Origin of the sequence: Aliiglaciecola sp. SL4, from assembly GCF_041538045.1 — a bacterium.
Classification (GTDB): domain Bacteria; phylum Pseudomonadota; class Gammaproteobacteria; order Enterobacterales; family Alteromonadaceae; genus Aliiglaciecola.
The window spans coordinates 213,330-227,809 of the sequence record NZ_JBGOSE010000002.1; the positions used below are offsets into that span (position 1 = coordinate 213,330).

11 protein-coding genes are annotated in these 14,480 nt (G+C 39.7%); 8 read left to right on the top strand and 3 right to left on the bottom strand.

Annotated elements, in window-relative coordinates; genetic code table 11:
* Positions 1–7: 7 nt before the first annotated feature.
* Positions 8–1,948 (bottom strand): ATP-dependent zinc metalloprotease FtsH, encoded by a 1,941-nt coding sequence (gene ftsH / locus AB6T38_RS04615; protein WP_348490510.1) that lies wholly within the window; start codon positions 1,946–1,948, stop codon positions 8–10.
* Positions 1,949–2,527: 579 nt separating this feature from the next.
* On the opposite strand from ftsH, the gene yhbY reads away from it, so the two are divergent.
* From yhbY to AB6T38_RS04640, 5 genes are all read left to right on the top strand, one after another.
* A complete protein-coding gene (yhbY, locus tag AB6T38_RS04620; protein WP_372546201.1) occupies positions 2,528–2,824 on the top strand; it encodes a ribosome assembly RNA-binding protein YhbY in 297 nt (98 codons plus the stop codon).
* A 226-nt stretch (positions 2,825–3,050) separates the two neighbouring features.
* Positions 3,051–3,605, top strand: a complete 555-nt coding sequence (locus tag AB6T38_RS04625; protein WP_372546202.1) for a GNAT family N-acetyltransferase — start codon at positions 3,051–3,053, stop codon at positions 3,603–3,605.
* Positions 3,606–3,636: 31 nt separating this feature from the next.
* On the top strand, positions 3,637–4,398 hold the full coding sequence (locus tag AB6T38_RS04630; protein ID WP_372546331.1) for an SAM-dependent methyltransferase: 762 nt from the start codon (positions 3,637–3,639) through the stop codon (positions 4,396–4,398).
* Between the two features lie 112 nt (positions 4,399–4,510).
* Entirely contained in the window at positions 4,511–4,732 is a 222-nt protein-coding gene (locus tag AB6T38_RS04635) for a hypothetical protein (protein ID WP_372546203.1), read from the top strand.
* Positions 4,733–4,734: 2 nt separating this feature from the next.
* On the top strand, positions 4,735–6,480 hold the full coding sequence (locus AB6T38_RS04640; RefSeq protein WP_372546204.1) for a GGDEF domain-containing protein: 1,746 nt from the start codon (positions 4,735–4,737) through the stop codon (positions 6,478–6,480).
* 17 nt (positions 6,481–6,497) lie between these two features.
* Here AB6T38_RS04640 and AB6T38_RS04645 read toward each other — a convergent pair whose 3' ends face one another.
* The gene (locus AB6T38_RS04645; RefSeq protein ID WP_372546205.1) at positions 6,498–7,292 is read right to left on the bottom strand and encodes a peptidoglycan-binding protein; all 795 of its coding nucleotides are present in this window, start codon (positions 7,290–7,292) and stop codon (positions 6,498–6,500) included.
* A 368-nt stretch (positions 7,293–7,660) separates the two neighbouring features.
* Positions 7,661–10,048, bottom strand: coding sequence for a Lon protease family protein (locus AB6T38_RS04650; protein WP_372546206.1), 2,388 nt, complete (start codon positions 10,046–10,048; stop codon positions 7,661–7,663).
* 246 nt (positions 10,049–10,294) lie between these two features.
* On the opposite strand from AB6T38_RS04650, the gene leuS reads away from it, so the two are divergent.
* The 3 genes from leuS to holA are packed head-to-tail and all read left to right on the top strand — an operon-like array spanning position 10,295 to position 14,440.
* On the top strand, positions 10,295–12,898 hold the full coding sequence (leuS, locus tag AB6T38_RS04655; RefSeq protein WP_372546207.1) for a leucine--tRNA ligase: 2,604 nt from the start codon (positions 10,295–10,297) through the stop codon (positions 12,896–12,898).
* 4 nt (positions 12,899–12,902) lie between these two features.
* A complete protein-coding gene (gene lptE, locus AB6T38_RS04660; RefSeq protein WP_372546208.1) occupies positions 12,903–13,418 on the top strand; it encodes an LPS assembly lipoprotein LptE in 516 nt (171 codons plus the stop codon).
* Entirely contained in the window at positions 13,418–14,440 is a 1,023-nt protein-coding gene (holA, locus tag AB6T38_RS04665) for a DNA polymerase III subunit delta (RefSeq protein ID WP_372546209.1), read from the top strand. Before lptE ends, holA begins: the two co-directional genes overlap by 1 nt.
* Positions 14,441–14,480 lie beyond the last annotated feature (40 nt).

The window sequence follows — 14,480 nt, forward strand, 5'->3', positions numbered from 1 at the left end:
TAATAATTTAGCTAGGTAAATCGCCAGGCTTGCCTACCGTCGGAGGAGGCGTACTCTTATCATCAGTACTTACCGTTGCCCCACCAGTTGGTTTGTCATTTGACCCTGGGTCACGACTATCCCAATCAGCAGGTGGTCTTACTGGACGACGAGCCATTAAATCATCAATTTGTTTGGCGTCAATGGTTTCATATTTCATTAACGCGTCTTTCATGGCGTGTAAGACATCCATATGTTCGTTCAGAATATTTTCTGCACGTTCATAATTGCGATCTATGATTGACTTAATTTCAGCATCTATAGCACGAGCCGTATCATCAGACATATGTTTTGCCTTAGACATGCTGCGACCAAGAAATACTTCACCTTCCTCTTCGGAATACAGCATAGGTCCCATCTTGTTCGATAGACCCCACTGAGTAACCATTTTACGGGCAATATCAGTTGCTCTTTCAATATCGTTGGAAGCACCAGTGGTGACACCTTCTTCTCCGAGAGTAAGAGCCTCTGCGATACGACCACCAAACAAACTAGAAATCATGCTTTCAAGGTGCTGCTTGCTGTGGCTATATTTGTCTTGTTCAGGCAAATACATTGTTACCCCTAAAGCGCGTCCTCGAGGAATAATAGAAACCTTATAAACAGGATCATGTTCTGGTACAACACGACCAACAATGGCGTGTCCCGCTTCATGATATGCCGTATTGGTTTTTTCTTCTTCAGACATAACCATGGTTTTACGCTCGGCGCCCATCATGATCTTGTCTTTCGCTTTATCAAACTCTTCCATAGATACAACACGTTTATCTGAGCGTGCTGCAAATAATGCTGCTTCGTTAACAAGATTAGCTAAATCTGCACCAGAGAAACCCGGTGTACCTCTGGCTATAACAGAGGCTTCAACATTGTCACCAATAGGAACCTTGCGCATGTGAACTTTAAGGATCTGCTCACGTCCACGAATATCAGGTAAACCTACAACAACTTGACGGTCAAAACGACCTGGGCGCAACAATGCAGGATCAAGTACGTCTGGACGGTTAGTTGCAGCAATAACAATAATGCCCTCGTGCCCTTCAAAACCATCCATTTCAACCAACATTTGGTTCAATGTTTGTTCACGCTCATCGTGTCCGCCGCCTAAACCAGCTCCACGTTGACGACCTACAGCATCAATCTCATCGATGAAAATAATACATGGTGCTGATTTTTTGGCTTGCTCAAACATGTCACGCACTCGAGATGCACCCACACCCACGAACATTTCAACAAAATCAGAACCTGAAATAGTAAAAAATGGTACTTTAGCTTCACCCGCTATGGCTTTGGCTAAAAGGGTTTTCCCCGTTCCTGGAGGACCTACCATCAAAACACCCTTAGGTATTTTACCGCCTAACTTTTGGAACTTAGAAGGGTCTCTTAGGAAGTCAACGAGTTCAGACACATCTTCTTTGGCTTCGTCACAACCTGCTACATCAGCAAACGTTGTCTTTATTTGGTCTTCGCCTAACAAACGAGCTTTACTCTTACCAAATGACATAGCGCCACGACCGCCGCCACCTTGCATTTGACGCATAAAGAATATCCAAACGCCAATAAGCAACAACATTGGGAACCAAGAAATAAAAATTTGAGATAAGAAAGAAGGCGATTCAGGCGGTTTACCCTCCACTACCACTCCATTACTAATCAAATCATTCATCAAATCAGGGTCGGCATAAGGAATATACGTTGAAAACGCATCGCCACTGGTAGTAGTACCCGTTATTTCACCTGTTTGTCTGTCTATGGTTGCTTGTCTAACAGATTTTTGATCAACATTACGTACAAAAGTAGTGTAATCAATTTTCGCCTTGCTTGTTTCGCCCGGCGTAAAACTATTAAACACGGACATCAACACAACGGCGATGACCAACCATAAGATTAAATTTTTTGCCATATCGCTCAACGCTTTTAACCTCTAAAAATAAAATTCTGTCTGTAGGCTTATTCTTGGGTAGATTACTAAATAATCAACCAAGTCTTCTGCCCGGTTAGCAGTACATCAAGAGTACTACAGTTTAAATCCTGTCGCTACCAGAGAAACCGCGTTTGATTCTGCTTCAATCAAATCAGCTCTCAACTTTTCATCATACTCAATGACACTTTCCATTTACTGTACAATTGATGGAACCCTTTACATCATATGACTTTAAAATTTCCGTAAAGTTTTAACACCTACCTTAAACAAATAAAAAACGATGCGTAAAGTAGTTTATGAAACTTGAACCTTAGTCCTAAAAGTAAACGTAGGACACTAACTGGAGTTACACTAATAAAAAATTGTTTGTTTGATACGTGCTGGTGCACAATATTGTTCAATTGTCTTTAAAATTCGTCTGCGGACTGATTTAAATATAGCTTACCTTGCATTAAATCAGTCTTTTTTACCCTGTATGTAGTTTCTTATTAGGTATAACAGCAAGATGGCGTTAGAATACCGATTTTCAACCGTAAATAATCAATAAAATTGTAAGAATTAATCTAAATGAAGTTATCTAATAAACAGAAACAATATTTGAAAGGCTTGGCCCACCCTTTAAAACCCATAGTACAATTGGGAAATAATGGCCTGACTGAAGGTGTGTTAGCAGAAATCGATAATGCCCTAAGTTTCCATGAATTGATTAAAGTTAAAGTACCTTCAGATGATCGAGAAGAGAAGCAACTAATTATGGATGCAATTATTCGTGAAACCTCTGCAGTTAAATTACAGGTTATAGGCCACACACTGATTATGTTCCGTCAAAGTGAAGATAAAAAAATCAGTATTCCTAAGGTTTAAGATATTTACTTGGGCTCCATTATCGCCTGTCTGAATACTTTTAATTAGTGGGGGGCACTATGTCTACCCCCTAAAAACAGCCTCATCAATCCCCTTTTTTTTGATTTAACGTTTACAAATTAAAGTAAGGGGCGTTGAGTTATAAAAATACTATTGTAAGCTAAAAAAGTACATTAGCTTGAAGGTTACCTGCCCTATCAACTATTTCCACCATGGCATAAATGAAATGGAAATTGCTAAAACAGAATACCTAACTCAACGTTTTCTATACACTTCTATATGTGATGAAGACCAAGCTATTTTTTGTGACCTTTATTGTAGCGATGTAGTTATGGGCAAGATCATGCCTAAGTTAACCACTGAGCAAGCTAAATCTCTATTTAAGGATAGTTTAAGCAATCAGCAACAACATCCCCATGAATTTTGGTGTATTAAATCGATTGTTTCAGGGCAATCTATTGGTATCCAAGGGTTTATGGCAAACCCTGAGCAGAGAAAGCGTGGTGATGCAGAATTTGGGATATTATTAAAACCAGAGTTTTATGGAAATAACGTAGCGACAGAATCTGTTACTGCGATGCTATTTCATGGTTTTCAACATTTAAAGCTGAACTGCGCACATGCCTATTTCAATATTAATAATGCCGCTATCCTAAAAATTGCTAAAAAATTAGGCTTCACAATTACGGTTGATGATAAACAACCTGATAAAATGTGTTGTTCTATCTCAAAAGCCGCTTTTTTAAGTTCTAATAAGGACCCAAAATTTGACAATAAATAGCCAAAACAGACACAAAGGAAGCCTTGTATGCGTGGGTTTGGGTATGATTTTAGGTTCACACCTAGCCCCCCTCTCTCGCAACTTTATTGAACAAGCTGATGTCGTGTTTATGAGTGTTACTGACCCATTAACTGAAAAATGGATTCAAAAAATGAATCCAAATTGCCAGAGTTTGCAAAAGTTTTATTCTGAAGGAAAAGATAGACGGATCAGTTATCAACAAATGGTAGATACGGTTTTAAGAGAAGTTGAATTGGGAAAGCAAGTTGTTGCTGCTTTTTATGGTCACCCTGGCGTATTTGCTTGGGCCCCACACAAGATGATTGAAGTAGCGAAAAAAAATGGATATCACAGTCACATGGAACCAGGCATATCGGCGGAAGCTTGTCTATATGCCGACATGGCAATAGATCCAGGGAAAAATGGTGCAGTGCATGCGGAAGCTAGCCAGTTCATGCTATATGAACGAAAAGTTGACACTACCGCGTATTTAATTTTATGGCAGCTCGGTTTTGTCGGAGACTTAAGTATGTCCAAATACCAAACTGACAGCGCTAATCGGCTACTATTACAACAACTTTTAATCCAATTCTATTCTACTGATCACTTAGTGGCAATTTACGAGTCGCCAACGCTTCCAACGGGAACAGCTCGCATAGAGTGGTTTCCATTAGAGCAACTGAGTCAAGTTCACGTTGAGCACTTCTCTACCCTTGTTATTCCTCCCTCTAGGTCGAAAAAAATCGACGCTGACATGCTATATAAAATAAACAAACTTTTGGAAAACAGTTAAAACTTAAAAAAAAGTGGATAGTCCTTTCCACATGTATAACATGTGTTTAATAATACCGTCCCGTTAACGTTGTTTACGTGTCTAATATTTTTAAAATTATAAAGGTGACAATATGACTGCACTAGAATTAATTGAAGAACTAGCGATTAACCCTAACTTTAAAAAAGAATTATTTGAGAACGGTCAACACCCGTTAGCTTTAAAAGCAAATAAAGAAATTGAAGAGTTGCGCAACAAAAAAGGTAAATTTTGGTGTGCACTAATGCCTGCAAAAGATGACGAGCAGGAAGAACAAGAGTCTGAAGATCAAGAAGATGTCCCAAAAGAGAGCTGAGAATGCGTGGTTTTGTCATTTGTATAAGTTGTTTACTGTGTTTATTAACTCCTCTTTCGTCAAAAGCAGACGTAACGACTTTATTACACAAGGCAGATAAAATTCGAAGTTCAGACTTTAACACTTTTGAAACGTTGATGACTGAGCTAGAGCAAAATAAAGGCTCATTTAGCGAGCAACAAAAACAGTTTTACAAACTACTGAAAGGCTATCAACTTACATTTAACGGCAAAGTTGATGAAGCTATCGCCCTATATAGAAATATTGAAAGCAGTAATGCTTCAGAAACGCTTAAGTTGCGGGCCTTAAGTTCATTAGTAAACAACTACGCCGTCAAACGCGATTTTTATCTTGGTGCAAAAGCTATTAACCGGTTATTTGACCAAAGAGAAAAAGTCCAAGACGAGGAAGCCTTAAACAGCAGTTTTGGGGTGGCAGCAATATTTTATAACCAAGCACATCAATTTGATCTAGCTTTACAAGTAGCGAATCAATTATTAAAAAGAACAACAACCAATCGAACTCAGTGTTTTGCACGCCAAATTAAAGTTGAAGCCGAATTTGAGTTAGCAAAGACCTTAACGGATTACCAATATGCACAGCAGAGTATAGACTTTTGCAAAAGTCATAATGAGTTTTTGGTTGCTAATATCATCATCATGACAGTGGCAGAATCGTTGACCATTGAAAGTCGTATCAATGAATCCCTCAAATTGTTACAAAATGCTGAAAAACAGACACTTTCAAGCAAATATCCACCTTTGATTGGTGTGTTTTTTAGTTTAATGGCTAATAATTATTTACTTTTAGAACAACCTGATTTGGCGAAAACCTATGGTCTTAAAGCGTATGACAGTATTCAGAATTTTGGTTTAACAAAAGCCCTAGTAAGGTCTCTTGAAGTTTTATATAAAGCCGCTGAAGCACAAGGCGATTACCCGCAAACAATCGATTACTTAAAACGTTATAATCAAGCTGAAAAAGCCTACTTAGATGACACCATTGCAAGAGGCCTTGTGTTTCAACAAGCCAAATACGAAAAGCTAGAGCAAGACAACACTATCGTTATTTTAGATAAGCAAAATGCTCTGCTACGCACACAAGCGGCCCTTGCAGCAGAACAGTCCCGAAACAATAAATTGGCGTTAACACTGGCGGTATCGCTACTCATCTTGTTATTCGTTGTTTTATACAGGAACAGAAAAGTCCAATTAAAACTAAGAAAAATGGCCGAAACCGATGAGTTAACAGGGATCAGTAACCGTCACTATTTCAATCATCGTGCAAAAAGCATCATTGAGAATGCGGAAAACCAACAACAACCAGTTAGTTTTGTATTATTTGACTTAGATCACTTTAAAAAAGTGAATGATACCTATGGTCATCAAACTGGAGATTGGGCCCTTAGAGAATCCGTTAAACAAGCAAAACGAGTATGCCGTTCTATCGATCTTATTGGCCGAATGGGCGGTGAGGAGTTTGGTATTGTATTGCCTGGCTGTAATGTTGACGAAGCATGTAAGGTCGCTGAAATTTGTCGCGCAGCGATTGAAAACATCGATACGCAACAAACCGAACATCAATTTAAAATCACCGCCAGCTTTGGTGTCGCGGATGCATTACATTGCGGATACGGTTTAGAAAAGCTGTTTGCAGGTGCTGATACCGCATTATATGAATCTAAAGAAAATGGCCGAAACCGTGTGTATCAATTTAATAGCGAAAGTCCAGGGTTTACGGCAACCTAACAAAGATAAATTAGGTGCTAAGATTTAGCGCCTAATTTGTCCCAAGTGGCTTTTCCGACAATACCATCTACCTTTAAACCATTACGCTTTTGAAAATCCATCACTGCTCCTTCGGTGCCAGCACCAAAATCATTATCTATCCCTATAGCGTAACCTTTATCAACCAACATTCTCTGCAAGTCCCCGACTTTTTCTCCAAATGAGCCGCGACGAACAATCACCGCTTTTTCGCCCTCGTTAAACGCAATTCGGATACCTTCAATTGCAGCTAATGCACGTTTGGCTTTCTGCAAATATTTACGCCTGTCGTCTAGACCATTGGTACCACCATTAACCAGTTTTGTTGCCCTGATTAGATCGTCTAAATCTGCAACCGCGTTAATTTTCCTAGTACGCCAATACTCACAAGCTATTTTTAATGAAATAGCAGGATCTGCCGCAATATTAGGGTCATCTTCCAAAGATAAATTGAGTTTTTTACCATATTGACGGTAATTGGCTCTGCCTGTTAATTGTATTAATCCACGACCTTTAAAACGCTTACCATCACCCACTTGATCGTTTCCTAAATCACTCCGCCCTTCGTAAGCGGCACCCGAAGCGAACTCTTCGGTGGTCCGAAAACCTGCACACTCGTGGGTAACCTGACCCATAAAATGAGCTATTCGCAACCTGGTGTTAATTTGATAGCTAGCTAAGGTTGGCGCGAATATCGCCGAAATTTGACCGACTATGCGCATTTGAGCTTCGGCTTTTGCGCCAGAAAAGCGCGGAGCAACAGATAAAATGAAATCACCATCCACTGGAATCATGTTAGAGATCCTTAAGTTATAAAAAACATAAGTGCATTCTAACTGCGATGCAACATCCCCCATCTTTACGAAATTGGAATCGTTTGAATTAAGCGGGTCATATTGAAGATAGTCTATATATCGGAAAATGCATTAATAAGTAGCGCAATTTTTAATCATTACGTTTTTTATTGATGGCTTATAAAAGAATAACTAACTAAGGTTAGTGATGATGTCCTCCTACACCATGAGCGTGGCCGTGGAGACAAGCAGCTGGATCATTGGAAAACTTTATTCTAATTCATTACCTTCTAGATCATTGATTCTATAGTGAAACTAAAACACTTTATTTTTGCTAATCAGCATATTTTTCTCTGTTTATGGTTTTGTTAATCATCATCTGCGCCATTAACGATAGATGCAATATTATACAAACGATTTACCGCCAAATAATTCATCGAACCTTTAGGGTAACGACCTCTAGAGTTTAATTCACCCGCTTCTTTACCAGTTAACAAGGACAATGCCTGATCAACGGTTGCCACTGTATATATGTGAAATACGCCCTTACTAACAGCTTCGATTACTTCACTGTTAAGCATTAAGTTGATCTTATTTGAATGGGGAATAATCACCCCTTGGGTACCCGTTAAACCACGATGCTGACAAAGTGTGAAAAAGCCTTCTATTTTTTCATTTACCCCACCAATAGATTGTACTTCACCATATTGGTTGATTGAGCCGGTAATCGCTAAATCTTGTCGAGCGGGCACTTCTGTTAATGCGGATATCAGTGCCACTAGTTCACCTAGTGACGCACTATCTCCATCAATATGACCATAGGATTGTTCTAGGGCAATATTTGCCGATAAGGTCAACGGGAAATACTGAGCATATTTGTTTCCCAAATAGCCCGTCAGCAGCATGACTCCCTTAGAATGAATCGGTTGGCCGAGTTCCACTTCACGCTCTATATCCACAACACCGTTTGCACCAGCATAAACTGTGGAAGTAATTCTTGCTGGAGTCCCAAACACACTATCGCCAATTTCAAGTACAGTTAAGCCATTAACTTGACCAATTGATGTCCCTTGTGTGGCAATCAATATTTGACCTTGTTTAATGTCCTCTAGTAGCGCTTGGCTTACCCGTCCTGTTCTTTCTATTTTCGCTTTTAACGCAGTTTCAATATGCTCAGTTTGAATTTCAGTCGACTGTTCTAAACCACAGAAATAATGGGCTTCATTAATTAATTCAATAACATCTGAAAAACGTGCAGACAGGTTCTGTTGATGCTCAGCTAAACGCAAACTGTATTCTACTAGTCGATACATAGCTTTATCGGAAATGCTGTTCAAGCCAAGGGACATAATATGATTGCGCACTCTACCCACAAAATCGTATAAGGTTTGCTGATTAAGGGGAATTTCATGGTCAAAGTCTACTAAAACACGGAATAATTCATCGAACTCTTCATCGTAATCTTGCAACAAATAATATAAGTCTCTCGACCCCAAAAGTACCACTTTTACGTTCAAAGGAATTTGCTGAGGGATCAGTGTCATGGAATTCACCATACCCACATCAAGTTGCGGTAACTCCATTTTAAGTTGACCGAATTTAAGGGCTAACTTCAAGGATTCCCACACAAAGGGCTGATCGATCATTTTATCCGCATCTAAAAGTAGATAACCACCGTTAGCTTTGTGCAACGCCCCACTTCGAATCATACGAAAACTCGTATACATTGATCCTTGCACATTAGTGTATTCAATTTTACCGAACAGATTTTGATGGGTAGGATTGGGTTCGTAAACCACTGGCGCGCCGTCGTGTATATTATGGGAAACCAAAATATTCGGTAAATATTGCTCTTCTAATACATCACGTTTGTCGTACTCATCTTGTTTATCATCTTTTAAATCACCGGCCAGTAATTCAACAATGGTATCCACTAAATGAGACTTTAGCTGTCTTAAGAATTTTAGTACCGCTAGCTCGTTGGCATATTTGTGCTCTAAATCTTTAAGTAGTGGTTTAATTCCTTGTTCAGCTGTATCGCGCTTTAATTTGCGTAATTGTTCAGAGGAATGACGCTTCCATTTAGGTAATTCTAGTAGCGCTTCACTTAAATAGTCTTCTAAATGGTCGATTAATTGATAATAATGCTGACGCTGTTGATCATCCAATTTTGCAAAGTCTGCATCCGTAATGGGCTTATCTTCTAAAATTGGCGAAAAACTAATGGTGCCATTTTCTTCAAATAGTGCGACGTTTTTAGATTGCGCATACTGCTCAACTTTATCAATCGCTTTGTCGTAGCGTTGATCAAACTCTCTAGCAATGGCTGCTTTTTTACGTTGATAACCGGGATTGTCGTATGCTGCGGGAAAAGTATCTAACAGGACATCAATCAACCCTTCCATGTCTTTGTGCAACAGTTTACTTTCGCCGGGTTTAAGGCGCAGAACAAAAGGTTCCCGCTCTTCTTCAAAGTTATTGATGTAACACCATTCATCAGGAGTCGGAATTTTATCCACTGATTTAGCAATATATTCCTGAACTAATGTAAAGCGCCCGGTCGCATGCTCTCCCATAACATACAAATTATAACCTTTGGCTTGAATTCCCAATCCAAAAGATAGCGCTTCTCTGGCCCTTTGTTGGCCAATAAACGACGCCATTAGAGCGTTATCGTCCCTTAACGCCTGATTTATCAAATCACGGCTGGGGATTGCAGTTAGTTGTTCAACACTCACTGATTTATGTTGCAGCATATAAGTTTTTCGAAGTTAATTTGGCCACAGTGAAACCTTTATGTTGAATTGTGTCAACTGTCAAACCCCTAACTAATTTAGGTTTCGATTAAATTATAACCACTACAGAGGTTTTTAATTGCTCTAAACAGCATTTCAGGTTGTTTGCACACGGCTAGCTAAGGTATTCTTGCAGGAATAACATTAAGAAGCTCTTTTCGCTTCTTGTAACAGATAATTATACTATTTTTTTGGAATTCCGTGTTAATGGCTGACAAACAATACGACCCGCAACAAATCGAATCAAAGGTACAATCCCATTGGGAAGAAAATGACATATTCCGCGCTGAAGAAGATGCCAGTAAGGAGAAGTTTTATTGTTTGTCAATGTTTCCCTACCCTAGTGGTCGTTTACACATGGGTCATGTCAGAAACTACACCATTGGCGACGTAATCAGTCGCTTCCATCGCATGCAAGGTAAAAATGTTTTACAGCCTATGGGATGGGATGCGTTTGGGTTGCCAGCTGAAAACGCCGCTATCAATAATAACACCGCCCCTGCAAAATGGACCTACTCCAATATCGACTACATGAAGCAGCAACTAAAGTCCCTTGGATTTGGTTATGATTGGAACCGCGAACTGGCGACCTGCAAGCAAGATTATTACCGTTGGGAACAATGGTTTTTTACTCGTTTGTACGAGAAAGGCTTAGTTTACAAGAAAAATGCTACGGTAAACTGGGATCCAGTGGATCACACAGTACTGGCCAATGAACAGGTCATTGATGGTCGCGGTTGGCGCTCAGGAGCATTGGTTGAACAAAAAGAAATTCCCCAATGGTTTATTAAGATTACCGACTATGCTGAGGAACTGTTACAAGATTTAGAACTGTTGGATGACTGGCCAGAACAAGTTCGCACCATGCAAAAAAATTGGATTGGCCGCTCTGAAGGAGTAGACATTAAATTTGAGCTAGCTCAACCAATCAACAACATCGAAGAGTTCGAGGTCTATACCACTCGTCCAGATACCCTTTTAGGTGTGACCTATGTGGGTATTGCGGCCACGCATCCAATTGCTTTAGCCGCCGCAAATAGCAATCCAGAATTAGCAGCATTTGTCGAAGAATGTAAAAATACCAAAGTTGCAGAAGCTGAAATGGCAACCATGGAGAAAAAAGGCTGTGCCACAGGTTTGTATGCAATCCACCCTATATCTGGCATTAAAGTACCCGTTTGGGCTGCGAATTTTGTGTTGATGGATTATGGTTCAGGTGCGGTTATGGCTGTTCCAGGTCATGACCAACGAGATTATGAGTTTGCAACTAAATACAAATTGAACATCACGCAAGTAATTGAACCCCAAGATGGTAACTCACAAACTTGTGACCTAAGCGTAGCGGCTTTTACAGAAAAAGGTAAATTAATCAATTCTGGACAGTTTGACGGCTTAACCTCAGAACAGGCATTTGAAAAGATAAGTGAAGAATTAGAAAACCAAGGTAAAGGTCAGCGCAAAGTGAATTACCGTTTACGTGATTGGGGTGTTTCCCGTCAACGTTACTGGGGTTCACCTATTCCTATGCTAAACCTTGAAAATGGTGAATCAGTACCAGTTCCAGAACAAGATTTACCCGTGGTTTTGCCGGAAGATGTGGTAATGAATGGCGTGGTTTCGCCAATAAAAGCCGATCCAGAATGGGCTAAAACTGAATATCAAGGCCAACCAGCCTTACGTGAAACTGACACCTTCGATACGTTCATGGAATCGTCATGGTATTATGCACGCTATACCAGCGCGCAAAATGATCAAGCCATGCTAGATCCAACTCAAGCTAATTATTGGCTGCCAGTAGATCAATATGTAGGCGGAATTGAACATGCAATCCTACATCTACTTTATTCTCGATTTTTCCATAAACTATTGCGAGACGAAGGTTTAGTAGAGTCTAGTGAGCCTTATAAAAAGTTGCTTTGCCAAGGAATGGTTTTAGCCGACTCTTTTTATCGTGAAGATGAAAAAGGTAAAAAACATTGGTATTCACCTGCAGATGTGGAAACCCAAAAAGACGAAAAAGGTCGCATTATTAGCGCCAAGTTAATCAGTGACAAACAAGAAGTTGAATTTGGTGGTATGACTAAAATGTCAAAATCCAAAAACAACGGAATTGATCCACAACAAGTTATTGATATTTATGGTGCTGATACAATTCGCCTATTCACTATGTTTGCCGCGCCACCAGAACAAACCTTAGAGTGGATTGACTCTGGTGTTGACGGCTCTAATCGCTTCTTAAGACGCTTCTGGAAATTAGTACAAGACCATTTAGCATTGGGCCCAGTTGATAGTTTGGATCTTTCTAGTCTTACTTCTGAGCAAAAGGCATTACGTCGTCATATTCATAAAACCATAGATAAAGTGAGTGATGATATTGGTCGCCGTCAGACATTCAATACTGCAATAGCCGCAATTATGGAGCTTTTGAATCACTTACAAAAAGCGTCTCAAGATTCGCCTCAAGATCGTGCTCTTTTAGATGAAGGATTACATTCTATGGTGTTAATGTTGAACCCAATTACTCCCCATATTTGTCATGAATTGTGGGCACAGTTTGGACACACAACTGAAATAGCCTTTGAAACCTGGCCTCAAGCTGATAAAGCAGCCTTGGTTGAAGATGAAAAATTAATCATCGTGCAGGTGAATGGCAAGGTTCGAGCAAAAATGACAGTAGCAGCTGATATGGCTGCGGATGACGTTAAAGAGCTCGCTATTGTGCAACCCAACGTCACACAATTTACCGAGGGTAAAACCCTTAGAAAAGTCATCTATGTACCAGGTAAACTTGTTAATATTGTGGCTAATTAAGTTTATGAAACTATTTTCAGGTCGTGTTTTTTTATTAATTGCAGTGCTGGTCACTTTGCATGGTTGTGGCTTCAAATTTCGAGGTTCACAACCGTTGCCGGAGGGAATTCAGCAGGTCTATTTGGCGGATCCCAAAGAGTACTCCCCTTTAAAACGTGCCCTGAAAGAACATTTTGATTTTTACCAGATAGATTATGTGGCTAATATTCCGGTAGCTCAAAAAGACCAAACTATCGCTATTTATTTATACCCAGACTCTCTAGATAGAAGATTGCTTTCTCTTTTTAGTACCGGGCAAGTAGCAGAATATGAACTGGTTTTAACCATTAAACTGCAAGTTATCTTCCCTAACAATGAACCGCAAATAGTTGAATTTGATATCACCAGAGAATATCAGGATGACCCTGACGCAATTCTTGCTAAATCTCGAGAGTTGGATTTGATTTTAAAAGAGATGCGGAACCAAGCAGCAGATCGAATAGTTAGAATGTTACCGAGTTTAGATAGCCGAGAACATTAATGCAGGTTTACCCAAATCGCTTGGCGCAGCATGTTAAACAAAATAATCATAGTTTTTATATGATTTTTGGTGATGAGCCACTGCAAAAAATGCTGAGTATTGAAACCATACGTAAACAAGCTTTACAACAGGGTTTTGAAGAGCGTCAGCAATTAAATGTAGACAATCAATTTCAATGGTCTCGTTTAATTGAAGCAACCCAAACATTGTCACTATTCAGTTCTAAACAATTTATTGAATTAGAACTACCAACAGGCAAACCCGGCACCGAAGGCAGCAAGATACTTTGTGAACTTGCAGCTAACGCTAATCCAGACACTATTGTACTTATTCACGGCCAAAAAATAGGCCGTGATGTGCAAAACGCTAAATGGTTTAAAGCCTTGGACAAACAAGGCATTTACGTACCCTGTTACCCACTGGAAGGTAAAAACTTGCATCAATGGGTTGCTGGTTACATGAATGAAACGGGCTTAAAAACCGGACCAGAATCAATAAAGCTGCTCAGCGATTATTGTGAAGGCAATTTATTAGCAGCCAAACAGGAAATTGATAAATTACTATTGTTATTTCCTAATGGACTTGTCACTGAACAACAAATAATTGAATCTGTTGTAGACCAATCTAGGTACAATGTATTTCAATTGGTCGACGTTATGTTATCCGGTGATGCTGTTAGAATGGTTAAAATGTTGTACCGATTAGAGGCTGAGGGTGTAGAGCCAACTATAGTGTGCTGGGCTTTAACTCGAGAGTGGCAAATATTAAATACGTTGCTGGCCGACAAACAAGCCGGTAATAGCATTAATTGGAATCAACACCGTATTTGGAAAGCCAGACAACCTTTTTATTTAAGCGCAATGCAACGTATGAGCTTTGCAACTTTAGACAATATTCAACAAAAACTACAAGTGTTAGATCAGCGTATTAAACAATCCCAAGTTATGCGTCCTTACGTTGAGCTTTGCCACTTGTGTTTGTTATTTGTCCCCTATGACCTAACCTCTATTCCGTTTGAATAGTAGAGTTAGTTACGCGTAACGCGACAAACCCAATAAAATT

What these genes read in the sequence shown, in the direction of transcription:
- yhbY (WP_372546201.1), top strand. Translation starts at nt 2,528, where the DNA reads ATGAAGTTATCTAATAAACAGAAACAATATTTGAAAGGCTTGGCCCAC.
- AB6T38_RS04625 (WP_372546202.1), top strand. Translation starts at nt 3,051, where the DNA reads ATGGAAATTGCTAAAACAGAATACCTAACTCAACGTTTTCTATACACT.
- AB6T38_RS04635 (WP_372546203.1), top strand. Translation starts at nt 4,511, where the DNA reads ATGACTGCACTAGAATTAATTGAAGAACTAGCGATTAACCCTAACTTT.
- AB6T38_RS04640 (WP_372546204.1), top strand. Translation starts at nt 4,735, where the DNA reads ATGCGTGGTTTTGTCATTTGTATAAGTTGTTTACTGTGTTTATTAACT.
- AB6T38_RS04645 (WP_372546205.1), bottom strand. Translation starts at nt 7,292, where the DNA reads ATGATTCCAGTGGATGGTGATTTCATTTTATCTGTTGCTCCGCGCTTT.
- AB6T38_RS04650 (WP_372546206.1), bottom strand. Translation starts at nt 10,048, where the DNA reads ATGCTGCAACATAAATCAGTGAGTGTTGAACAACTAACTGCAATCCCC.
- leuS (WP_372546207.1), top strand. Translation starts at nt 10,295, where the DNA reads ATGGCTGACAAACAATACGACCCGCAACAAATCGAATCAAAGGTACAA.
- lptE (WP_372546208.1), top strand. Translation starts at nt 12,903, where the DNA reads ATGAAACTATTTTCAGGTCGTGTTTTTTTATTAATTGCAGTGCTGGTC.
- holA (WP_372546209.1), top strand. Translation starts at nt 13,418, where the DNA reads ATGCAGGTTTACCCAAATCGCTTGGCGCAGCATGTTAAACAAAATAAT.